The 22,120-nt window shown below is 57.0% G+C and carries 18 protein-coding genes; 14 read left to right on the top strand and 4 right to left on the bottom strand.

What is annotated here, in order from left to right; translation table 11 throughout:
- Nucleotides 1-55: 55 nt before the first annotated feature.
- From HMPREF9696_RS10865 to HMPREF9696_RS10835, 7 genes are all read left to right on the top strand, one after another.
- A complete protein-coding gene (locus HMPREF9696_RS10865; RefSeq protein ID WP_002713050.1) occupies nt 56-355 on the top strand; it encodes a DUF6166 domain-containing protein in 300 nt (99 codons plus the stop codon).
- 277 nt (nt 356-632) lie between these two features.
- Nucleotides 633-1,433 carry an ABC transporter ATP-binding protein gene (locus HMPREF9696_RS10860; RefSeq protein WP_009737320.1) on the top strand — a complete coding sequence of 267 codons (801 nt, stop codon included), beginning with the start codon at nt 633-635 and terminating at the stop codon, nt 1,431-1,433.
- Complete coding sequence (locus tag HMPREF9696_RS10855; RefSeq protein WP_002713048.1) at nt 1,433-2,311, top strand: branched-chain amino acid ABC transporter permease; 879 nt, start codon at nt 1,433-1,435, stop codon at nt 2,309-2,311. Before HMPREF9696_RS10860 ends, HMPREF9696_RS10855 begins: the two co-directional genes overlap by 1 nt.
- Entirely contained in the window at nt 2,311-3,351 is a 1,041-nt protein-coding gene (locus tag HMPREF9696_RS10850) for a branched-chain amino acid ABC transporter permease (RefSeq protein ID WP_002713047.1), read from the top strand. The genes HMPREF9696_RS10855 and HMPREF9696_RS10850 overlap by 1 nt, the downstream gene beginning before the upstream one ends.
- Nucleotides 3,352-3,370: 19 nt before the next feature.
- A complete protein-coding gene (locus HMPREF9696_RS10845; protein WP_002713046.1) occupies nt 3,371-4,549 on the top strand; it encodes an ABC transporter substrate-binding protein in 1,179 nt (392 codons plus the stop codon).
- A gap of 5 nt (nt 4,550-4,554) precedes the next feature.
- Entirely contained in the window at nt 4,555-5,427 is an 873-nt protein-coding gene (locus HMPREF9696_RS10840; RefSeq protein ID WP_002713045.1) for an ABC transporter ATP-binding protein, read from the top strand.
- A gap of 17 nt (nt 5,428-5,444) precedes the next feature.
- Nucleotides 5,445-7,274 (top strand): AMP-dependent synthetase/ligase, encoded by a 1,830-nt coding sequence (locus tag HMPREF9696_RS10835; protein WP_002713044.1) that lies wholly within the window; start codon nt 5,445-5,447, stop codon nt 7,272-7,274.
- Nucleotides 7,275-7,360: 86 nt separating this feature from the next.
- Here the strand turns inward: HMPREF9696_RS10835 and HMPREF9696_RS10830 are convergent, their stop codons facing one another.
- The 3 genes from HMPREF9696_RS10830 to HMPREF9696_RS10820 form a co-directional block, all read right to left on the bottom strand.
- Nucleotides 7,361-8,155: a hypothetical protein gene (locus tag HMPREF9696_RS10830; RefSeq protein WP_002713043.1), complete on the bottom strand. Its 795-nt coding sequence runs from the start codon at nt 8,153-8,155 to the stop codon at nt 7,361-7,363.
- 72 nt (nt 8,156-8,227) lie between these two features.
- Complete coding sequence (locus HMPREF9696_RS10825; protein WP_002713042.1) at nt 8,228-9,868, bottom strand: GMC family oxidoreductase; 1,641 nt, start codon at nt 9,866-9,868, stop codon at nt 8,228-8,230.
- Nucleotides 9,869-10,277: 409 nt separating this feature from the next.
- Entirely contained in the window at nt 10,278-11,546 is a 1,269-nt protein-coding gene (locus tag HMPREF9696_RS10820) for a CaiB/BaiF CoA transferase family protein (RefSeq protein ID WP_002713041.1), read from the bottom strand.
- A gap of 322 nt (nt 11,547-11,868) precedes the next feature.
- Between HMPREF9696_RS10820 and HMPREF9696_RS10815 the strand changes: the two genes are divergently transcribed.
- The 4 genes from HMPREF9696_RS10815 to HMPREF9696_RS10800 are packed head-to-tail and all read left to right on the top strand — an operon-like array spanning nt 11,869 to nt 16,233.
- Complete coding sequence (locus tag HMPREF9696_RS10815; RefSeq protein WP_002713040.1) at nt 11,869-13,029, top strand: ABC transporter ATP-binding protein; 1,161 nt, start codon at nt 11,869-11,871, stop codon at nt 13,027-13,029.
- Complete coding sequence (locus HMPREF9696_RS10810; RefSeq protein ID WP_002713039.1) at nt 12,989-14,350, top strand: extracellular solute-binding protein; 1,362 nt, start codon at nt 12,989-12,991, stop codon at nt 14,348-14,350. The genes HMPREF9696_RS10815 and HMPREF9696_RS10810 overlap by 41 nt, the downstream gene beginning before the upstream one ends.
- Before the next feature lie 27 nt (nt 14,351-14,377).
- Nucleotides 14,378-15,250 (top strand): carbohydrate ABC transporter permease, encoded by an 873-nt coding sequence (locus HMPREF9696_RS10805; RefSeq protein WP_002713038.1) that lies wholly within the window; start codon nt 14,378-14,380, stop codon nt 15,248-15,250.
- Nucleotides 15,247-16,233 (top strand): carbohydrate ABC transporter permease, encoded by a 987-nt coding sequence (locus HMPREF9696_RS10800; RefSeq protein ID WP_002713037.1) that lies wholly within the window; start codon nt 15,247-15,249, stop codon nt 16,231-16,233. The genes HMPREF9696_RS10805 and HMPREF9696_RS10800 overlap by 4 nt, the downstream gene beginning before the upstream one ends.
- Nucleotides 16,234-16,323: 90 nt before the next feature.
- On the opposite strand, the gene HMPREF9696_RS10795 is transcribed toward HMPREF9696_RS10800, so the two are convergent.
- On the bottom strand, nt 16,324-17,055 hold the full coding sequence (locus tag HMPREF9696_RS10795; protein WP_009737314.1) for a FadR/GntR family transcriptional regulator: 732 nt from the start codon (nt 17,053-17,055) through the stop codon (nt 16,324-16,326).
- Nucleotides 17,056-17,415: 360 nt separating this feature from the next.
- Here HMPREF9696_RS10795 and gor point away from each other — a divergent pair, with 360 nt between their 5' ends.
- From gor to HMPREF9696_RS10780, 3 genes are all read left to right on the top strand, one after another.
- The gene (gor, locus tag HMPREF9696_RS10790; RefSeq protein WP_002713035.1) at nt 17,416-18,801 is read left to right on the top strand and encodes a glutathione-disulfide reductase; all 1,386 of its coding nucleotides are present in this window, start codon (nt 17,416-17,418) and stop codon (nt 18,799-18,801) included.
- A gap of 128 nt (nt 18,802-18,929) precedes the next feature.
- Complete coding sequence (locus HMPREF9696_RS10785) at nt 18,930-20,555, top strand: class I adenylate-forming enzyme family protein (protein ID WP_245259222.1); 1,626 nt, start codon at nt 18,930-18,932, stop codon at nt 20,553-20,555.
- A gap of 43 nt (nt 20,556-20,598) precedes the next feature.
- A complete protein-coding gene (locus HMPREF9696_RS10780; protein WP_002713033.1) occupies nt 20,599-22,047 on the top strand; it encodes an NAD-dependent succinate-semialdehyde dehydrogenase in 1,449 nt (482 codons plus the stop codon).
- Nucleotides 22,048-22,120: the final 73 nt, after the last annotated feature.

The raw sequence follows: 22,120 nt of genomic DNA, 5'->3' as shown, positions 1-22,120 counted from the left end.
TTTTCATTGAGCGATTTTTATTCGCTCGCGGGGAAGAAACCACAAGGGCAAGGGCATGAGTACGTTTGAAGGTTCGAGAACGATTAACGGCGTGGAAGTGACTGTCGATGGGCGACCGTTGGATCGGGCTCTCCAGATTAAAACGTATGATGGCGGCTTCTTCGAGTGGGGTTACGAAGGCGATGCGCCGATGCAACTGTCTCTAGCGATTCTTAGTGAGTATCTTGGCGATTCGCAGAAGGCACTCTCTCTCGCTAATGGATTCATGAAAGAGATCGTTGCGAACCTGGGAAATGACTGGCAACTCACAAGCGACGACATTCGAACAGCGTTGCTGAATCTGCATGTCAACTGACGGTTTGCGCCGATATGCAGATACTCACCAGAATCTTTCAGACGTTCTTTGCGACATCTCGTGCTTTTCGGAGATGAAATGCAGGAGAAAGATTCGATGAATAAGAGCGGTTAACTCCATAGATGCAATTCGCCCAAGAACTTGTTGGAGCATCCAAATGAAATTCGTTTGGATCATGCGGAGATAGCGTCGAAAACAATAAGTCCTAAGAGCGTGCAAAGCGCCAAATTTAACGGAGGGGTAGTTGTCCGGAGAAGCGGAATCATATTCCGTTGACTTGAACGTCAACGGTCTGTCGTTGTCATTTGGCGGTTTGAAGGCGTTGACCAATGTTTCGTTCTCGGTTGCTCCGGGATCGATCACGGCGGTGATCGGCCCGAACGGCGCCGGCAAGACGTCGCTGTTCAACTGCATTTCCGGTTTTTATCGCCCCTCGGCGGGTGCGATCGAGTTTGCCGGCGAGGACATCAGCAAGCTGCACCCACCTGCACGCGCCAAGATCGGACTCGCTCGCACATTCCAGAATATTGCGCTGTTTCGCGGCATGACCGTGCTGGACAATATCAAGCTCGGCCGTCATGCGCACATGCAGACCAACGTGCTCGATGCGTTGTGGTACTTCGGCCGCGCGCGGCGCGAGGAGCTTGCGCTGCGGTCCGAGATCGAGCAACGGGTTCTCAATTTTCTTGAGATGGAACATATTCGTGACCAGCCGGTCGCGTCGCTCTCCTATGGTCTGCGCAAGCGGGTCGAGTTGGCCCGTGCGTTGGCGATGCAGCCACGCCTGCTGATGCTCGATGAGCCGGTGGCGGGCATGAACCGCGAAGAGACTGAAGACATGGCGCGCTTCATCCTCGATGTGAAGGAGGAGTGGGGCGTCACCATTCTGATGGTCGAACACGACATGGGTCTGGTGATGGACATTTCCGACCATGTCGTCGTGCTGAATTTCGGGCAGGTGATCGCGGCCGGAAAGCCCGCAGAAATCCAGAACAACCCGAACGTGATTGCGGCCTATCTCGGTTCGGGGGACGTCGGCGATCTGTCGCGTCGGATCGCAGGCGAGAGGGCAGCGTGATGGATTGGCTGTTTCTCTTCGAGGTGGTGCTGTCGGGATTGGGGTCGGGCGCATTGCTTGCGCTGACCGGCATTGCCTTCGTGTTGATCTACAAGGCGACGAAGGTGATCAATCTCGCCGTCGGCGAAATGCTGATGCTCGGTGCTTACTTTTTCTTCGGTCTAACGATTTCCCTGATGCTCCCGATTTGGCTCGCTGTTATCCTGACATTGGTGGGTGGGGGCATTCTTGGCGGCGTCTTCGAGCGCGTCCTGATCCGTCCGATGCTCGGCGAGAGCCCGATTTCGGTGTTCATGGTTACGGTCGGTCTGAGCTCGGTGCTAATCGGTTTTGTCGAGTTCATCTGGGGTGGCGATCCGAGGACGCTGCCCAGTTTCCTGCCATCCAAGCCGATCTTCATCGGCGATGCTTATGTCTCGCCGAAGATCGCCGTGTGTTTTGCGATTGCTTCTATCCTGATCGCTGTATTTCTTTTGGTCTTCCGGACATGGCGAGGTGGCGTTGCGCTCCGCGCGACGGCAACGGATCAAGGCGCGGCGCTCTCCTGCGGCATCAACGTTCCAGCGGTGTTCTCGGTGTCGTGGATTGTCGCAGGGATGGCGGCAGCCGGGTCGGGTATTCTTATTGGCTCGATCGGCGGCATCTCACCAAACATGGGCGTGTTTGGCCTCTCGGTGCTGGTCGCTGTCATTGTAGGCGGTCTGGATTCGATCGCTGGTGCGCTTGTCGCTGGCCTCGCGATTGGTGTCGTTGAAGCGCTGGTCGGAACCTACATGGGCGGCGAATACAAGCTGCTCGTCACTTTCAGCATTCTGGTGGTTGCCTTGATGATCCGTCCTTACGGGTTGTTCGGCACAGTTGAAATTGAGCGACTCTGATGCGGATCGGCGCGGTACACGAAACTTACGCCCAGGCGGAATCGCTGCTCGATACCAACGTGCAGCGTCTAATGATGGTCGCGCTGCTCGCGGCGCTGGTGCTGTTTCCATTCTTCGTGGATCAGTACTGGATTTATCTCGCCTGTCTGGTGGCGATCCACATTGTCAGCACGACCGGCCTGAACATTCTCACCGGCTATACCGGCCTCGTCAGCCTGGGCCAAGCGGCCTTCATGTCCGTCGGCGCATACACTGTCGCTATTCTGGAAATCCGGATCGGTACGCCGTTCTTCATTAATCTCGTTGTCGCGGGATTTGTTTCCGCCGCCGTCGGTCTTGTTGTCGGCGTGCCGAGTTTGCGCGTGAAGGGCCTTTATCTCGCCATCGCGACCATTGCCGCATCCTTCATACTGCACTTCATATTTGCCAATGGCCCTGCATTCCTTGGCGGTACGCAAGGGCTGAGCATGCCACCTGCGCGGCTGTTCGGTTACGATCTGGCGCGTCCGTTCCAGCTTTATTGGCTGTTCATACCGTTGACGGCGCTCGCCGTATTCGCCGCGGCCAACCTGTTCCGGACCCGGATCGGCCGCGCCTTTATCGCAATCCGCGATCGCGATATTTCCGCCGAAGTGCTCGGCATTCCGCTCTTGAGATACAAGCTGCTCTCGTTCGCACTGTCGTCGTTCTACGCCGGCGTCGCGGGCGGCATGTGGGCGTATTTCTTCCGCGTCGTGACGCCGGAGAGCTTTCCGCTGATCTATTCGGTCTTCTTCCTCGCCGCCGTCATCGTTGGCGGCATGGGCACGATCCTCGGCGCGATCCTTGGCGCGATCTTCATGACCATGGTGCCGGAGATTCTCAAGATTGCGGTGTCCTACATGACGTTCATTCCGAATGCGGTGGCGCAACTGTCGCCGATCCGGACAATCGTTTTCGGCTTGCTGATCATCGGTTTTCTGCTGTTCGAGCCGCAGGGCCTCGCCGAAATCTGGCGCCGCGTCCGACGTTTCTTTCATTTATGGCCATTCAAGAAATAACACACAGGGAGACACAGTAATGAAACACATTCCGAGGCGTCGAAAAATTCTATCCTACGCAGCAGCAGGTTGCCTGGCATTTGGAATCAATATGCAGGCGTGGGCCGCTGATGATATTGTAATAGGCGCGTCGATGCCGATGACGGGCGTATTTGGATTTGCTGGTATTCCTCTCAACGTAGGATTCCAGGATTATGTAAAGATCATCAACGACGCCGGTGGAATCGATGGTCGTAAGATCAGATATATACCCGAGGATACCTCTTACGCAGTTGATAAATCCATTGCAGCATTTAACCGGATCACCGCCAGCGAGAAGATAAGCCTCTATTACGGAGATTCCACGGGCTTCGCAAAAACCGTCAATGCCGAACTGAACCGGCGCGGCAATATTCTTATGGCTGGAACGTCCTTCGCGACCGAGCTGAACGATCCGAAAGAATTTCCTTTTCAATTCATTCCTGGACCCGATTATTCGCAAATGATCGGCATTCTGCTGGAATACATCGCCAAGACCCAGCCGGGCGCGAGGATCGCTCTGGTCAACTCGGACACCGAGTTCGGCCGCGATCCGGTTACAGCAACCGAAAAGCGTGCGGGTGATTTGGGATTGAAGATCGTCGCAAAGATCGCGACGCCGCCAACCAGCATCGACGTCTCCACCGAAGTACTCAAGCTGCGTCGTGCCGATCCGGATTACACCATCTTCCACGGCTACGTTCTTGCACCACTGCCGGAATTCATGGCGCAGATGAAGCAGCTGGGCCTCAAGAGCAAGTTCATGGGCACATTCTGGTCGATGGATAATGGGATTTGGGCGAATTCGGCTCAAGTCGCTGACGGCTACATGGGCGTGATGCCATATCGATACTATTTTGATACAGAGGGATCTTCACCGATGCTGGACAAGATCCGGCAGCTGCACCGGGAATATCAGCCGACGTACTATACGCAGGGCTTTCTGACCGCGATGTTGATGATCGAGGCTGTAAAGCGCACGCTCGATGCCAAGAAGGACCTTACGGCAGCGAACATGAAAGCGGCGCTGAACTCCATCAAGAACTTCGATACCGGCGGCATCATCGGCGTGCCGATCTCGATCCCAGGCAACACGGTGCCCGTCGGCCGTGTCTATCAGTATGACGGCGCGAACAAGACCATGAAGCCGGTCTCCGACTGGATCAAGATCGCGAAGTGACGAGCATGCTCGCAGAAAATCTCTTTGCTGAAATGCAGCAAGCGCAGTATCAACAAGCAGCGATTTCGCTGAAGAATGACCTTCTCTCAGTCAATAATATCGAGGTCGTCTATAACAAGACGGTCCAGGTGCTTCGCGGCCTGTCGTTGAAAGTCGACAAGGGAGCGGTGGTCGCATTGCTGGGCTCCAATGGAGCAGGTAAGTCGACCACGCTGAAGGCCATTTCCAATCTACTCGAACTGGAAGATGGCAAGGTCACAACAGGTGAAATCCTGTTCAAGGGCAGTTCCGTATCGCGTCTCGCTCCGCATCAACTGGTGCGGGGCGGACTCTTCCATGTGATGGAAGGGCGACGGATTTTTGAGGATCTGACGGTTGAAGAAAATCTGACTGCTGCGACCTACGCAATGTCCGGCCGCAGCGGAGCGAAGACGCCGTTCGATCTTGTCTATACCTATTTCCCCCGGCTGTTCGAGCGGCGCACCGGCCGCGCCGGCTATCTCTCCGGCGGCGAGCAGCAGATGCTGGCCATCGGCCGCGCGTTGATCGCGCAGCCGGAATTGATGTTGCTGGATGAGCCGTCGCTCGGACTATCGCCAAAACTGGTGGAGGAAATTTTCACCATCATCGCGCGCATCAGCCGGGAGCAGGGAGTTTCGATGCTTCTGGTCGAACAGAACGCCGCGGTGGCGTTTGCCGTCTCCACCTACGGCTACATCATGGAATCCGGAAAGATCGTGACCGACGGGCCAACGGAACAGCTGATCCGCGACCAGGACGTTCGCGAGTTCTATCTCGGCGTGGGTGCGGCAAATGCCGAGACAAAGAGCTTTCGCGGGATCAAGCATTACAAGCGCCGTAAGCGCTGGCTGTCCTGAGGCTGTGTGAGGATTGCATGAGCGAGACATTTCCAGAGTTCACGCTGCCGCAAATGCTGCGCGATAATGCACGCCGGGCGCCGGAAGACGTGGCGATCCGCCAGAAGGAATTCGGCATCTGGAATCCTTCGACCTGGCAGCGTTACTATCAGCGCGCCTGCCATGTGGGTCTTGGGTTTCGCGCGCTTGGACTCAACAAAGGGGGACATGTCGCCATTTTGTCCGAAAACCGGATCGAGTGGGTGCTGGCCCAGCTTGGCGCGAACATCGTCGATGGGATCGTAGTCGGCGTTTATCCGACGAGTCCGTCGAATGAAGTGGCCTACGTTCTGGCGCACTCCGAATCCGAAGTCATCGTCTGCGAGGATCAGGAACAGGTCGACAAGGTTCTCGAACGCCGCGACGAGTTGCCGAAGCTGCAGCGGATCATTGTCGTGGAAACCAAGGGTATCCGGGACTATCCGCCGGATCAGGTGATGTCGTTCGACGCGCTGGAAGCGCTGGGCGCTGCCTTCGAGACAAAGTATGCGGGGCTCGTTGACACAACGATCGACAGGCAGACGTTGGCGCAGATCGGGCTTATTATCTACACGTCCGGTTCGACCGGGAAGCCGAAGGGCGCGATGCTGAGCTACAAGAACATCCGCGCGCAGGCGATCGCCTCGGTGGATCGTCTCAGTCTGTCGAAAGACGAGAGCCTGCTGTCTTATCTGCCGCTATGTCATGTCGCTGAACAGATGACGACGGTGATGGTGCCGGTCTATCTCGGTTCGCTGGTTAATTTCGGCGAGTCGATCCGCACTGTGCAGGAAGACCTGCGGGAAGTCGCACCAAGCATGTTCCTCGGGGTGCCACGTATCTGGGAAAAATTGCATTCGTCCATCCATATCAAATTGCTGGAAGCCGGAAGCATTCGCCGGGCGCTGTTCGAGTACGCTTATGCTGCGTGCGAGCCGTTTGCGGAGAAGAACGCAGCGGACAGGACGTTGTCGGAGATGATCAGGTTCGGTCTGTCTTACTGGCTGATTTTTCGGGCGCTGCAGAATTTTATCGGGTTGCGCAAAACCCGCATTGCCATGACGGGTGCGGCGCCGATTTCGCCGGCTATCGTGCACTTCTTCCGCACCATCGGTGTGCCGCTGATCGAAGTTTATGGTCTTACGGAAAGCTCCGGGATTGCGCTGGGGCAAGTGCTGACGGATCGGCGGGTGGGGACGGTCGGTTATGGCATCGCCTTAATGGATGCGCGGCTGGGAGATTCCAACGAACTGCTGTTGCGCGGCGATACGGTTTTTGTCGGTTACTATCGAAACGACGAAGCCACCAATGTCGCAATCCGCGATGGCTGGCTGCATACCGGCGACGTCGCGGAGTTCAAGGATGGCCACTTCCGCATTGTGGATCGCCTGAAGGACATCATGATCACGGCTGGCGGGAAGAATCTCAGTCCGTCGGAAATCGAGAATACCGTCAAGGCCAGCCCTTTTATCAAGGAATGCATCGTCATCGGTGAGGCGCGCAAGTATGTCTCAGCGTTGATCCAGATCGATTACGACCTCGCCGGCAAGTGGGCGGAAGAGAAGGGCATCGCCTATACCAACTTCAGGAATCTCACCGAGAACGAAAGCCTCCGTGAGTTGATTCAGTCAGAGATCGATACGGCGAATGGTCAGCTTGCGCAGGTTTCGCAAATTCGTAAATTCCATCTTCTGACGAAAGAGCTGGATCACGACGATGACGAAGTGACCGCGACGATGAAAGTTCGCCGCGCCAACGTTCAGAAGAAGTATGCCCTGGAAATCGAAAATCTCTATGTCGTTCGTGAACTGGAGATGGCAGAAAAATAGAGCAGTTAAGGTGCCCGCAGACATCATTCAGGCAGTCAACAGTGGGCGATTCACCCATTTTGGGGATTTGAGGTTGGCATGGCACCTCATAAGGCCTCTGCGCGGGGCTGATAAATTGCCGTATGTTGGCAATGGGCGACAGGAATGCGTTGGTTGGCCACGATAAGTGCGTCTAATTCCACAAGCAAATGACCCTTCTTCTCGTAATTAGCTGTTACGCATGCGCGGGCGGCCAAGTTGTCGCTGTCCGCCACGGCTGACAACATCTGCATGCGGCTGCCGACATGAATCCATGGTCCAAGGAGAGCATTTTCCATAAGGACCCTGTTCATGATCCGTTGTAGCACGCCTGGATGGACGAGACCTTCGCGCGCATAAATTGGTTCAGCGTCTCGCACCTCGGCGCGATACTCCGCGCCTACCTCACCTTGCCAAGATCTTGGGGCGGTGCCGAGCCACTTACCGAGCCGATAGGATTCTGCGTCGATTGGCGTTCGCGTCTCAACAGGCGCGGTGTCGGGATAATCGGCGAGCGAAAATGACGGCGCTTTGGCGGCAAGTAAGGCTGTTCCGGTTGCTGCTATTTCACCGCTTCCGACAGTCAGGGCCATCACTTCGCCGGACTCCTCGGCCTGAACCAGCACCATCTCGCCGTCATAGACGGGCTTGGCGAAGCGCGCTTCGATCAATCCTCGTTCGAGAAATGCCCGGCCCCATTTCGCAACGGGAACGTGGATCATGTAGGCGAGCACATCGACGCCGGGCACCAATCCGCCCTTGAAGCCATATTTCAGGGCCACGGAGTCGTCGTGCATCTTATTTTCCGACAGCTTGGCGGTGTTGTAAGCTTTTACACGATACGGCTCTAGCCGCTCAGTCATGATTCATCCTCGCGATGCGAGCGCCAAGCCGTGTGCTCTGCATTCCAAAATGTTAGGGCCGGATAGCGGGAGTCAGGCGGACCGGGCTTTGCTGTTGTGCGCCTGAAATTGGCTCGTCTTGTTGTTACCTGCAATCAACTCGGCAGCTTTCTCGGCCATGGCCATGATCGGCAGATTGGTATTTCCGCTGATCACAGTCGGCATGATTGAACCATCGATGACTCTCAGGTTGTCGATTCCCCTGACTCGCAATTGGCCATCGACAACAGCGTTGCTGTCTTCGCCCATGCGACAAGTGCCAACAGGATGGTAGATCGTTTCGGCGCGCGCGCGAATCCATTTTTTTCGGGAATCGACACTGGTAAACGCATCGATGTCGATTTTTCGTTTGACGAATTTTTTCAGACCCGGCTGATCGATGATTCCGCACAGTTGCCTGACCCCTTCCTGCATGCTGACGAAATCCGACTCGTCAGAAAGAAAACGAGGATCGATAGCTGGAGTGTCGGATGGATTGGCCGACCGCAATCGCAGGGTTCCACGGCTCTTGGGCCGAAGCTGGCAAACGCGAATCGCGAAACCATGAGCGATGCGTTCGTTGGGTGGGGGATTCCGGAGCGCGACGATCAGATGAGCTTGCCACTCCGGCAGCGATGAACCCTGGTCGGGTCCCCAGAAGGCGCCGGCCTCGACGCCCTGGGACGTTGCGGGGCCTGTACCACGAAGAATATATTGCGCCCCTGCGAGGCCGCCCTTGATCAAGCCGAGATAAGGCGTCAGCGTCACCGGCTGAGATGCCTCCATGCGGATCGCGCAGTCGAGATGGTCCTGCAGGTTGTCTCCGACGCCGGCGGAATCAAGAACAGGCTTGATGCCGAGCGACTGCAGGTGATCCGCCGGACCGATGCCCGACAACATCAATAGCTGTGGTGAGCCGATGGCTCCGGATGTCAGCAATACCTCGCGCTCCGCCGGGATGGTGACCTCGCGTCCTCCCTTTTCGATCACGACGCCCCGCGCGCGCGTTCCCTCCATGGCGATCCGGCGAACTCTGCAGTTGGCCATAAGAGTGAGATTGCGCCGTCCCTTCGCTCGATCAAGATACTTGAAGGCTCCGGATCGCTTTCCTTCCGCGATGGTGAGTTCGTAGAAGCCCGCGCCGACTTGGGACGGACCGTTGAAGCCGTTGTTTTCCGGCAAGCCGGCCGACACCGCGCTTTCAATGAATGCTTTCGAAATGGGATGTTGCAGAGTGCCGTAGGACAGCCGGATAGGGCCAGAGTAGCCTCGATCCTGATCTCTCTCCCCGGTGACTAAAGTCGCGTCCTCGATTTTTCTAAGATATGGGCGCAGGTTCTCGTAACTCCATGACGGTAGGCCCTGCGCGGCCCACGAGTCGTAGTCCCAGGCATTACCTCGGATTGCAATCATGGAGTTGATGGAGGACGAGCCGCCCACAACCCGTCCACGCGGAATGTAGATCTTTCGATTGTTGAGATTGGCCTGAGGCTCCGTCCAGAACTGCCAGTTATACTTCGGACTCGTATAGAGCACCCGAATGCCAGCGGGCATGTGGACGAAGATGGACGCGGAGGGGGCTCCGGCCTCGATCAGGAGGACGTTGACATTTGGATCTTCGCTCAGTCGCGAAGCCAGCACGCATCCTGCGGATCCCGCGCCGACGATGATGTAATCATATCCGGATAGTTTCATTTTCGAATCCCCCTGGGAACGCGCGCGGCTGGCAGGTGCGGCTGATCTGGCATGAAGTGCGTAGCGTCAGTCGTTTGCGATTGCAGCGACGAATTTTGCCATTGTTTTTAAGTCAGTTTGGATTACCATTTTGGTATGTCCAATTATAAGAGTAGCGACTCTGGCGTCAACAGAGAGGTGCTTCGGTGATCACTCGTGTGTTTACGGTCATGCTTGTTGCGGCAGCCTGTGCCGTTTTTTTCTGGTCGGCGAAAGGGTTGCAGCATTGGAAGGCGAGTATGTCGCCACAAGAAAGATCGGCCTTTGAAAAGACGGTCTGGGCCCTCGGTCACTAGTGAGGCTCTCCGCTGCCAGATATTCGGCCTGGCGTATCGGCGCGACGTCCGTGGTTGCCAACAATGCACCCGGATTATTCGGGCAGCCCGGATTTGGAATGCTGCGGATGCGTTCCAGTATCGACGATCCGGCGGTCGCTGAGCCTCTGAATTTTCGCCTGATCAAACTTTAGCACGGTTTTGAGAACTTGTTCGGTGTCTTCACCTCGAAGCGGCGGGCTCTTCGAATATTCGATCTTCGTTTTCGAGAACTTGATCGGGTTGCCGACGAGAGGCGTAATGGCGCCGGAAGGATGCGGAAGATTGATCTGCAACTCCCGATGGATCACTTGCGGATGAGCAAACACCTGATCCAGCGTGTTGATCGGCGCGCAAGGAACGCCGACCGGTTCCAGCAACGATACCCAGTGATGCGTCGTCTGCTTGGCCAGATGGACATCGAGAAGCGGGATGAGTTGATCACGATTATGAAGCCGGTCGGTGTTCGTGGCAAAACGGGTATCGGCGGCCAGTTCCGCAAATCCCGCCGTCGCGCAAAATTTTCTGAACTGCTGGTCGTTTCCGACCGCGAGCACGAATGAACCGTCTTTTGTCTTGAATACCTGATAGGGGACGATGTTCGGATGCGCGTTCCCGTAGCGCTTGGGCGGACGCCCCGTCGTAAGATAATTCATGTTCTGATTGGCAAGCACGGACACCTGAACATCGAGCAGAGCCATGTCGATGTGTTGGCCTTCGCCGGTGCGTTCGCGATGCAGCAGCGCGGAAAGGACACCCGTCGCGCTGTACATGCCGGTCAGAATGTCGACGATCGGAACGCCAACCTTCTGAGGGCCTCCACCCGGTTTGTCGTCGCTCTCACCGGTAATGCTCATCAGTCCGCCGGTTGCCTGGATGGCCATGTCGTATCCTGCGACGTCCTTCATCGGGCCGGTCTGACCGTAGCCGGTGATGGAGCAATAAATGATATCTTGCTTCAGTTTCCGGAGGGACTCGTAGTCCAGTCCGTACCGACGCATGTCGCCGACCTTGTAATTCTCAATCACGATGTCGGCTTGCTGCGCCAGCGAGCGTACGATTTCGCTGCCTTCCTCGGTTGCGATATCGACGCAGATCGAATGCTTGCCGCGGTTAGCGCTGAGAAAATAGGCGCTTTCGGTTGTGTCGTTGGAGTCTCCGTCCTTCAGGAACGGAGGACCCCATTGCCGCGTGTCGTCGCCGGTGCCGGGACGTTCGATCTTCCAGACCTCCGCGCCGAGATCGGAAAGCAACTGGCCCAACCATGGTCCGGCAAGAATTCTTGAAAGATCGAGCACTCGGTAACCAACCAGAGGTCCAGCCATGACATTTCCTTGTCAGTTTATGCGGCGAAATCTGCTCTCGAGAGATCGCATGTTTCTTCGATCTATAATTGGATTGACCAAATTGGTCAAACCAAACAAAATTGAGGCTGGTCTGTGAAGTCCGATCCGGGCTGCCGACTCCGGCGCAAGTTTTTGCTGAACGATCTGGATTTTGCTGATGCTGAACGGGGAGATTGCTTGACAGCCGATAGGGGCGGACGTATGGAAGACCAAAATGGTCTGTCCAATTTGGATGCCGGTTATGTGGTTGGTTCCCGCATAACGATAATAACTAGAGGCAACGCGAAGTGAGGTTTGCTGTATGGCGCGAGTCACTCTCCAGAATGTGTCGAAATCCTTTGGCGGAGATCGAGGCCCTTGGGCCGTTCAGGATTTCTCATTGGATATTGCCGACGGCGAACTGATTGTTTTTGTCGGGCCGTCCGGCTGCGGGAAGTCGACGACGCTGCGCATGCTTGCCGGTCTTGACGATGTGACGTCCGGCAAGATTCTGATCGGCGGGCGGGATGTAACCGCGTTGCCGCCAAAAGATCGCAACATCGCGATGGTGTTCCAGAACTACGCGCTTTATCCGCAGAAGACCGTCTACGACAACATGGCGTTCGGCCTGCGTGTCCGGGGCGAGTCGAAGGACGAGATCGATCGTCGTGTGCGAAGCGCGGCGTCGAGTCTTGGTTTGGAGCCGTTGCTCGAGCGGAAGCCGCGACAGTTGTCGGGCGGTCAGATGCAGCGCGTCGCGCTCGGTCGCGCGCTCGTTCGCGACCCCGACGTTTTTTTGCTGGACGAGCCTCTTTCCAACCTTGACGCAAAGTTGCGCGTGAAGACTCGCGAGGAGATCGCGACGCTGCATGCGAGGCTTGGCGCCACGATGATCTTCGTGACGCACGACCAGGTCGAAGCCATGACGCTCGGTGATCGGATCGTCATCATGCGGGACGGCTTGATCCAGCAGGTCGGTAGCCCGCTCGATCTCTACGACCGGCCTGTCAACGCTTTCGTGGCAGCATTTATCGGCTCGCCCGAAATGAATCTGGCCGAGGGTGAACTGATCCGCGACAGTGCTGGAATGAAGGTCCGCGCGGGCGAAACGGTGCTCGAACTTCCGGACGGCGAGTTTGTCGAGATTGAAAAGAACGTCACGTTCGGCATTCGGCCGGAACACATTACGCGCGCTGATTCAGCATCCGGCATCGATATGGTCGTCAGCCTGGTCGAGCAAATCGGTGCGCAAACATATGTTCTCGGAACGATATTCGGTCAGAAGTTTCGTGCGGTGTTCGCGCGCGACGATGTGCTCGCGGCCGGCGACAGGATTCCCGTTGCTCTGCCGGCGCAGCAGCTTCACTTGTTCTCGCGAGACAGCGGAAAAACATTGAGACAATCAAAATCGATAAATGAAATTAACAAAGGGAGGGAGAATTATGACCAAGTACAACCCAAGCGAATGGAAGTCCAAGGGTAAGTCTTCCGGCTTTAACCGGCGAAGCTTCCTGAAGACATCGGCCGCCGTGATGGCGGGGGCGGCAAGCTCTTTTGCAGCTCCCTACGTCAATGCGCAGGCAAAGGTAACGCTCAGATTTCTGAACAATGAGACCGCGGCCGATAGCCAGACTGTCCTGCGAAATGCTTGCAGTGCGTACGAGAGCAAGTTCGGCGTCAAGATCATTGTCGATTCGACGCCGATCAGCGGTGCCTATGCGAAGACCATGGCGGCGATCAATGCGGGCACGCCTTATGACCTTTCTACCCAAGGTTATATCGCTCATATTCTTCAGTACGCCCGTGGTGGTCATCTTCTTCCGATGACGGAGCTTGTAAAGCAGCATTCGTGGGGCAAGATGGGTGCGTGGACGTACCAGGGTGAGAACTGGTTCTATCCCTACGATTACAACCTGGTGACGTGCTACTATCGAAAGGATCTCTATGCCGAGAAGGGTCTCAAAGTCCCGACCACCTGGGCAGAGTATCTCGAAAACTGCCGGGCGCTGACCGTTTCAAAAGACGGAAATATCGAACGCGGCGGTTGCGTTATTCCTCTGGCGAGCGACAGCGCTACCAACTGGGCAAGTTTTGGCAATCTGTTTGCGGAAGCTCCGCAGTTCTACGACGACAAGTGGAACGTTGTTCTGGATGCGCCGGAGAACGCCGGCCGCGCAGGCCGCTTCCTCGATCTTTTCGGCGAGCTCTACAAGACAATGCCTCCCGGATTGAACACGGTGGGTTACGCGGAGCTTATGAGTCTCTTCGTTACCGGGAAGGTCGCGCATACGCTTTACTCGGGACGAGTGGTCGAAGCGCTCGAGGCACGAAATCCGGAACTTGCAGACAAGTACGGAATTTTCGCTGCGCCGGATAGCGGTGGCAAACAGTCCGCGCTGCCCTTCGCCTTCGATGGCTTCGTCGCGTTCAAGACCAAGCAGAGTGAGGAAACAATGAAGTTCCTCAAATGGTTCATCGACGAGCATTATATCGACTGGTTGCATTCCGCCTGGATGAACTTCCAGCCTGTGCGCCTGGATGTCTATGAAGACCCTCGCTGGAAGAAGCACCCGATGATTCAGAAGCATTGGGCAACGATGATGCAGATGAAGTCGTTCATCGACCCGGACAGCAAGGTCAGGCTTTCATCGGTTGACCTGATCGGGCCGTCGATCGACCTGCGGCCTTGCAAGGTGTTTGACGCGAACATCATGCCGGAAATGCTGCAAAACAAGGTGCTCAAGAACATGTCGTCGGCCGACTGTGTGAAAACGGCCGCTGATCGCATCCGGGCGATCGGCTGAAGTTGTTGACGGGAAAGTAGGTTCTTCATGAGGCAGGATTGGCGAATTATTGGCTTGTTCGTCGGGGGTGTTTTGATACTCGGCGCCGTTGTCGGCGGGCCACTCCTGTATTCCATCAAGCTCTCATTCTACGCGGCGGAGTCGTTTATCGCTCCGCCGCGGTGGGTCGGGCTCGATAATTACCTAGCCGCGATTAAGAACCCGAGCTTCTGGGCCGCGCTCATGAATGGATTGGTGATTTCCATTTTTGCGATTATTTCGCAAGTCGTGCTCGGTGTGTCTATTGCGCTCGTTCTGAATCGTCAGTTCGTCGGGCAGACGATTGTCCGGGCGTTGTCGATAGTTCCGTATTTCTTGCCGACAGTTGTTGCGTGTCTCATCGCGCAATGGATGCTTGATCCAAACTATGGGCTGATCAAGAGTGTCCTCGCGTCGTTCGGATCCAGCATGTTCGACTGGGGCGCAAACTCCGCAACTGCGAAGGGAACGGTTGTTCTCGTCAGTGTCTGGATATGGACACCGTTCGTGGTGACATGCGTGCTTGCCGGTCTACAGACAATTCCGGCTCAGCTTTATGAAGCCGCGCGGGTCGATGGAGCCGGAGCCCTGAAACAGTTCTGGCACATTACGTTGCCGGGCCTCCGATCTGTGTTGATTGTGGTCATTCTGCTGAGAGGCATCTGGATGTTCAACAAGTTCGACGTGATCTGGCTGCTGACCAAGGGAGGGCCGCTGAACCAGACCGAGACGCTTCCGATCTTGGCCTATCGACGCGCGTTCCTGGAGTTCGATCTAGGGGGCGGAGCGGCGGTTGCAACGATCTCGTTTCTTCTTCTGGCGTCCATCATTCTGATCTATCTCAGATTCTTTCCGATCGACGAAGCAAAGCAGGGGCGATGACAGTGACGCAGAAATATTCACATCCTTCCGTCGTTGCGGCTGTTTCCGATCCGCGGCAGAAGCCATTCCTTCGCCATTCATCCAGGTCTGAGCCTTTGCCGACGGAGATATCATCGCCTGTATCCGGGCAGAAATCGTTCGGCTGGGCGAGCGAGCCGATCAAGAAACTTGCCGGCCCCATCGCACTCTACTCAGCTGTCATTTTAATCTGCGTCTATTCGTTTTTCCCGATTTACTGGATGATCATATCCAGTCTCCGGGCACCGCAACGGTTGTTTCTCGACACATCGCTGGTGTTCTGGCCGCCGGATCTGTCGTCGTACAGGTCGCTGCTGGAACTCACGAACTATACGGCCAATTTTCTCAACAGCACCCTGATGGCGATGGCGACGATTATCGTCTCCACGACGCTTTCGGCGTTTATCGCCTATGGCGCGACGCGGTTGAGGTTTCGCGGCAAAACAACATTGGTCGCCTCGATGTTGTTCGCCTACATGTTCCCGCCATTGATGCTCGCGATTCCGATGTCAGCGTTGTTCCGCATGGCGGGTCTTTCCGACAGCCTGTGGGGCTTGCTGGTCGCTCATCTCGCAATCTCGCTTCCGTTGGGCGTTTGGCTTTTGTGGGGTTTCTTCAAGTCGATGCCATTTGACCTGGAAGAAGCCGCAATGGTGGATGGCTGTTCGCAATTCAGCGCATTCATCAAGGTTGTCCTGCCGCTTTCCGCGCCGGGTCTGATCACGGTCGGAATCTTTTCGTTCCTGCTGTCCTGGGCCGACTATGTCTTCGCTCTCATCCTCATCATGAGCGACCAAAACAAGACGCTTCCAGTCGCCCTTGCGTCGATGCTCGGAGCGCAGGATTTGCGTTGGGGCGAAATCCTCGCCGGTGCGTCCCTCATTGCGTTGCCGCTCTTTGTAATCTTTACGTTCTGCTACCGCTATTTCGTCGCGGGACTTACGGCAGGCGCGCTGAAGGGGTAGGCGGCATCTGTCTGCAGAGCATGGTTCGGTGCGCGCTGGCGCCCCGAACCGGCGTGGGCCGCTTGAGCGGCGCGGGCTTGCGGAGAAAGCCTATCGTCTTACAGGTATCTTCGGCTCTCCCAGCAGCGTCTGCCAGGTTTCGATTGTTTGAGACAGGTGCTCATTCATTTTCTGTTCGGCCTGGCCGACGCGCCGTCCCTCGATGGCCTCAAGGATTTCGCAATGATCCTCATAAGAGCGGCGACCGCGGTTGTGATCGGAAAAATAAACGCGGCGGCGCTGCCGGGACAGTTCGTAGAATGATTTTACAACGCGAAGCAGGATATCATTCTTGGTGGCAGCGAAGATCGCTAGGTGAAATGCCTCGTCTTCCAGCTCGATCGTCTGCTTCTTCGCAAGACGCTTCTCGGTGGCGGTTAAAATCGCGCGCAGATCGCGGATATTGTCAGGCGTCCTGCGGGTGCAGGCCAGCCGAGCGGCCTGTACTTCGAGCATACGCCGTACCTCGAAGACATCGGCGATCTCGTTGGCCTGGAATGGAAGGCCGGACTCGGCGTGAAGGACCAGAGCTTCGATGCTGCTTTCATCCGAGTTTCGCAAATAGATGCCCGAGTTGGGCCGTCTCTCGATGACGCGCATGACCTCCAGAGCGGCCAGCGCCTCACGGACGGCGCCCCGGCTTGTTTCGAATTTCTCCGCGAAGTCTCGTTCGGACGGCAGGCGCTCGGAGGGTTGATAGCGGCGCTCACGGATAAACGAAAGGATTTTTCCAATGGCGTTCGAGGGAGCCTCAGGCTTGTCGGTTCGGTTTCGCTCGGTCATCTGCGTCTGCTCTTTCTGCGCCCGGGAGGGGACTGGTACGTCAAGCCTTTTCATGCCGGCCCCTCCAATAGTCACGAATCTAAGTGATATTCACTCTATTTCGAGTGGCGATGACATGACAGGTGCTTTGCGCGCCGGGCCCGGATCGGGCGCCCCGAATCCACAAACCAAATTGCGGCCCCGCACGGCGGTCGCTTGATTCCTCTTCACCGGGCATGTAAGATTGGTATACCGGATTGGTAGGACCTAAACTGCCGGGATCCAGAAAAAATGCCCGTCCGCGTATAGTTCCTTGCTATCAGGTTGATAAATTTGAAATCTTTGGAGCCCATCGGGCAAACCAGCAAGCCCCAAACCGCCATGACTGACTACGTCGTCGATCTGTTTGTCATCGGCGGCGGTTCGGGCGGCGTTCGCGCCGCGCGGATCGCAGCCAATCATGGCGCCAAGGTCATGCTTGCCGAAGAGTATCGCATGGGCGGCACTTGCGTGATTCGCGGTTGCGTGCCGAAAAAACTGTTTGCCTATGCTTCGCACGTCCACGAGGAAATCAAAGACGCCGCGGGTTTCGGGTGGAACATTCCATCCGCGACATTCGACTGGCCGACGCTGGTCGCCAACAAGGACAGAGAAATTGCCCGGCTCGAAGCGGCCTACACCGGCAATGCCGCGAAGGCCGGTGCGAGTGTCGTTAAGGCACGTGCGGTGTTCGAGGATGCGCACACGCTTCGGCTGTCCACCGGCGAAACGGTGCGCGCGAAATACATTCTGATCGCCACCGGAAGCGCGCCCAATCACGGCGCGGCGATTCCCGGCATCGAGCATGTCATCTCGTCGGATGATATTTTCCACTTGCCTGCATTCCCGAAGCGCATCGTAATCCAGGGCGGTGGCTATATCGCGTTGGAGTGCGCCAGCATCTTCGCAGGTCTCGGCGCCGACGTGACGCTCGTCTATCGCGGCGATAACATCCTGCGGGGATTCGATGAGGATGTTCGCGCGCATGTCCGCGGAGAGATCGAAGCGGCGGGCATTTCCGTTCTCACGGGCTGCACGGTGAACAAGGTCGAGAAGCGCGGCGAGGGCTTTACCGCGCATCTGTCCGGGGAAAGAACGATCGCCGCTGACCAGGTGCTGTTTGCCATTGGCCGTCATCCCAACGTCAAGGGCCTTAGGCTTGAAAAGGCGGGCGTGGCGCTCAATCCGGCCAACGGCGGCATCGCCGTCGACGGTTTTTCGCAAACCAGCGTGCCGCACATTTATGCGGTGGGCGACGTCACCCACCGGGTCAATCTGACGCCGGTCGCAATTCGCGAAGGACATGCCTTCGCCGATACTGTGTTTGGCAAGCGGCCTGTGCGCGTTGACTATACCGAGATATCAACGGCGGTGTTCTCGCAGCCTCAGGTCGGAACGATCGGGCTGACTGAAGCCGAGGCGAGGGCGCAGTTCACGCATGTGGATATTTACAAGGCCGATTTCAGGCCGATCAAGGCCACGCTGTCAGGCAGCCAAGGCCGCGTTCTGATGAAATTGATCGTCGACCAAACATCCGACCGTGTCCTCGGCTGCCACATCGTTGGTCCGGAAGCTGCCGAGATCGTTCAGGCTGTCGCCATCGCGATCAAGATGAAAGCAACCAAGGCCGACTTTGATGCCACGATGGCGCTGCATCCCACCTCTGCCGAGGAACTGGTGACGATGCGAACGCCGACCCACCGTTACGTTCGGGAGGCGGCGGAATAGCCGCCGAGAGCTCTTGCCTCTAGGACGCCGGGGAGACGGACCGGCGGACAGACGCGGTCCAAGAAATACCGCTTGACATCGCGCGATCGAGAAGACCAAATTGGTAGTACCAATATGGAGCTGCAGACTTGAGCCGCAGCCGTGTCCGCGTAGCGATGACGCGATGCGGATGCGGCTCTGACTTAGCAGCGGCCAAGAAACAGGCTGACAATATGGATCTGATATCGAATTTGCCCGCCCGCATTCACGGGATACTCGATGAGGGCGCCAAGGGGGACGCCTCTCGGATTGCGTTTACCGACGAGCGCGGTGTCGATTGGTCTTATCGCCGCTTGATAGACGTCGTTGAACTGGTCGCCCTTGAAATGAGCCGGCTCGGTGTTCGTCCGGGCGATCGGGTCATGATCGTGTGTGAAAATTCGATTGCTGCAATCGTCTTGCTTTATGCGTCGAGCCGGCTCGACGCCTGGGCGGTCATCACCAATGCACGTCTCAGCCAGAACGAGCTGAATTTGATAGAGCGTGACTGTCGGCCACGGCGTGTGTTCTATACCCATGCCGTTTCATCCGATGCTGATGCTCATGCTTGTCGCCGGAATGCGGACATCGAGTCGTTCACCGGCATAGGGAAGGTGAAAGTCGGAGAGCTCGATGCGGACTCGGTTGCGGAGCGGACGCACCAGGATCCCTCCCGGCAGGTCGCCGTTGTTATTTACACGACGGGCACAACCGGCCGCCCAAAGGGGGTGATGCTCAGTCATCGTAGTCTGGCGTTTGTCGCTTGCCGGGGGAAAAGGACCGATACAATTCATCCGGACGATGTCTCGCTGTGCGTGATGCCGATTTCCCATTCGTATGGACTGACGCTCATGCAGGGCATGCTGTTCGCAGGCGCGCATCTGAAGATCATGCCGAGATTCTCGCTCACGCAGGCTATCGAAGCCATCTTGAGCAAGACGCTCACGATATTTACCGCCGTTCCCGCGTTGCTGGCGCGTATTGTCGCTCACGTTGACCAGGCCGGGCTTCGGCTCACACCGAACACGCTTCGATATGTTTATACCGGCACGGCTCCGCTCGACCTTTCGTTGCGCCAAAACGTCGAACGCGTGTTTGGGGTCGTTCTTCACAACGGTTACGGTCTCACGGAGACGTCACCCACGATCAGCCGGACCCAATATGCAAAGGGAAGCGACGAAATCAATATCGGGCCGCCCATTTCCGGAGTCGAGATCAAGATTGTCGGAGCGGACGGCAACGAGGTCGAGGACGGCTTGCCTGGCGAGCTTCTCGTGCGAGGGCCGAATGTGATGCTTGGCTACTACGGTCAGCCGGAACTGACCGCGGATGCTATCGATGAGCACGGTTACTTGAAGACCGGAGACATCGTCAGCCGCAACGCGCGCGGCGAAATGATTATGCAGGGGCGATCGAAAGAATTGATCATCCGTTCCGGGTTCAACGTTTATCCGCCCGAGATCGAGGCGGTGCTTAATACGCATCCGACGGTTCTCAACTCTGCGGTCGTCGGGCGGTCGGTTGAAGGCAACGAGGAGATCATCGCCTTTGTTGAGCCTGTTCCTGGAAGCTGCATAGAAACCGACGACCTGTTCACGCTTATCGAGGAACAGCTTGCGCGATACAAGAAGCCTCAGCAGATCATCGTGATGCCGCAACTTCCGGTCGCGCCAAACGGCAAGATCCGGAAGCATGACTTGAAGAAATATGCCGAAACAGCTGGCCTAGCCGTCTAGTCCTTCCAGACCCAATTCTCATCAAGCGCCGTTGGACATCGCCATGAATCAGGAACAGGCCTATCCGGATATCAAAATGTTCATCGACGCGACCTGGTGCGAGGGATCGCACGGCAAGTCGGGCGCCGTGCTGAATCCGGCAACCGGGCTTGCGATTGGGCGCGTTCCACACGCTTCCGTCGACGACCTTGACCGCGCGCTGGAGTCCGCATCGCGCGGCTTCGGCATATGGCGCAAGACGTCCGCGTTCGACCGCTACAAGCTGATGCGGTCGGCTGCCGAAAAATTGCGGGAGCGGGCCGGCGAAATCGCTCGCATTCTCACCCTCGAGCAGGGAAAGCCCCTGGCGGAAGCGAAGCTGGAGGTGCTGCTGGGTGCGGACATCATCGACTGGTTTGCCGAGGAAGCTCGCCGATCCTACGGCCGCGCCATTCCTTCGCGTTCCGGAGCAGTGCAGCAAGTCGTGATCAAGGAGCCGGTCGGTCCGGTGGCGGCGTTCACGCCGTGGAATTTCCCGATCAATCAGGCTGTTCGCAAAATCTCGGCTGCGATCGCCGCCGGCTGCTCCGTGATTCTCAAGGGACCTGAGGAAACGCCGGCCAGCTGTGCCGCTCTGGTTCAGGCCTATGCCGATGCTGGTCTGCCGCCCGGCGTGCTCACCCTCGTCTTCGGCGTGCCAGCCGAAGTGTCTTCGTATCTGATCGCTCACCCCGTCATTCGCAAGATTTCATTCACAGGCTCGACCCAAGTCGGCAAGCAACTCGCCGCTCTGGCGGGATCCCATATGAAGCGCGTGACGATGGAACTGGGAGGGCATGCGCCGGCGCTGGTGTTCGGTGATGCTGACGTTGCGCAGTCCGCCAAACTGTTGTCCGCGGCGAAGTTCAGGAACGCGGGTCAGGTTTGCGTCTCGCCTACGCGTTTTATCGTGCACAAGAGTGTCTACGAGGAATTTGTCGACCACTTCACATCGGCTGCAAAGAATCTGGTGGTTGGCAACGGTCTCGACGCCGCGAGTCAGATGGGTCCGTTGGCCAATCATCGCCGTATCGAGGCAATGGAGGCGCTGATCGCCGACGCCACATCGTGCGGCGGCCGCATCAGGGCCGGTGGCAAGCGGATAGGAAACGAGGGATTCTTCTTTGAACCGACCGTGCTCACGGACGTCCCGCTGAACGCGCGCATCATGAATGAAGAGCCGTTTGGTCCGGTTGCACCCGTCAGCGTCTTCTCAGAACTCGATGAAGCCATTGTGGAAGCGAATCGTCTTCCTTTTGGCCTGGCTGCTTATGCCTATACCAAATCGGCCTCTGTCATTGGCGCCGTCAGCACAGGCGTCGAAAGCGGAATGATGTCGATAAACCATCATGGTCTTGCGCTGCCTGAAACCCCGTTCGGTGGCATCAAGGACTCCGGATACGGCTCCGAAGGCGGGACGGAAGCCATGGAGGCCTATCTGAACACCAAGTTCGTTACTCAAATGAATAGCTGAGCCACGAAGATCATCGCGGCTTCGCGGCTTTCTCCCGCCAGTTGAAATTCCAGAGCTTCGTTGCGCGGACGCC

It is taken from the genome of Afipia clevelandensis ATCC 49720 (genome assembly GCF_000336555.1).
Classification (GTDB): domain Bacteria; phylum Pseudomonadota; class Alphaproteobacteria; order Rhizobiales; family Xanthobacteraceae; genus Afipia; species Afipia clevelandensis.
The sequence above is the reverse complement of the archived record's forward strand: the minus strand, read 5'-3'. Positions and strand labels throughout refer to the sequence as shown.

Coding starts and splice junctions, on each gene's coding strand:
- HMPREF9696_RS10820 (WP_002713041.1), bottom strand. CDS start 11,546: ATGGCTGGACCTCTGGTTGGTTACCGAGTGCTCGATCTTTCAAGAATT.
- HMPREF9696_RS10780 (WP_002713033.1), top strand. CDS start 20,599: ATGAATCAGGAACAGGCCTATCCGGATATCAAAATGTTCATCGACGCG.
- gor (WP_002713035.1), top strand. CDS start 17,416: ATGACTGACTACGTCGTCGATCTGTTTGTCATCGGCGGCGGTTCGGGC.
- HMPREF9696_RS10855 (WP_002713048.1), top strand. CDS start 1,433: ATGGATTGGCTGTTTCTCTTCGAGGTGGTGCTGTCGGGATTGGGGTCG.
- HMPREF9696_RS10810 (WP_002713039.1), top strand. CDS start 12,989: ATGACCAAGTACAACCCAAGCGAATGGAAGTCCAAGGGTAAGTCTTCC.
- HMPREF9696_RS10800 (WP_002713037.1), top strand. CDS start 15,247: ATGACAGTGACGCAGAAATATTCACATCCTTCCGTCGTTGCGGCTGTT.
- HMPREF9696_RS10830 (WP_002713043.1), bottom strand. CDS start 8,155: ATGACTGAGCGGCTAGAGCCGTATCGTGTAAAAGCTTACAACACCGCC.
- HMPREF9696_RS10835 (WP_002713044.1), top strand. CDS start 5,445: ATGAGCGAGACATTTCCAGAGTTCACGCTGCCGCAAATGCTGCGCGAT.
- HMPREF9696_RS10825 (WP_002713042.1), bottom strand. CDS start 9,868: ATGAAACTATCCGGATATGATTACATCATCGTCGGCGCGGGATCCGCA.
- HMPREF9696_RS10840 (WP_002713045.1), top strand. CDS start 4,555: ATGCTCGCAGAAAATCTCTTTGCTGAAATGCAGCAAGCGCAGTATCAA.
- HMPREF9696_RS10850 (WP_002713047.1), top strand. CDS start 2,311: ATGCGGATCGGCGCGGTACACGAAACTTACGCCCAGGCGGAATCGCTG.
- HMPREF9696_RS10795 (WP_009737314.1), bottom strand. CDS start 17,055: ATGACCGAGCGAAACCGAACCGACAAGCCTGAGGCTCCCTCGAACGCC.
- HMPREF9696_RS10845 (WP_002713046.1), top strand. CDS start 3,371: ATGAAACACATTCCGAGGCGTCGAAAAATTCTATCCTACGCAGCAGCA.
- HMPREF9696_RS10805 (WP_002713038.1), top strand. CDS start 14,378: ATGAGGCAGGATTGGCGAATTATTGGCTTGTTCGTCGGGGGTGTTTTG.
- HMPREF9696_RS10865 (WP_002713050.1), top strand. CDS start 56: ATGAGTACGTTTGAAGGTTCGAGAACGATTAACGGCGTGGAAGTGACT.
- HMPREF9696_RS10815 (WP_002713040.1), top strand. CDS start 11,869: ATGGCGCGAGTCACTCTCCAGAATGTGTCGAAATCCTTTGGCGGAGAT.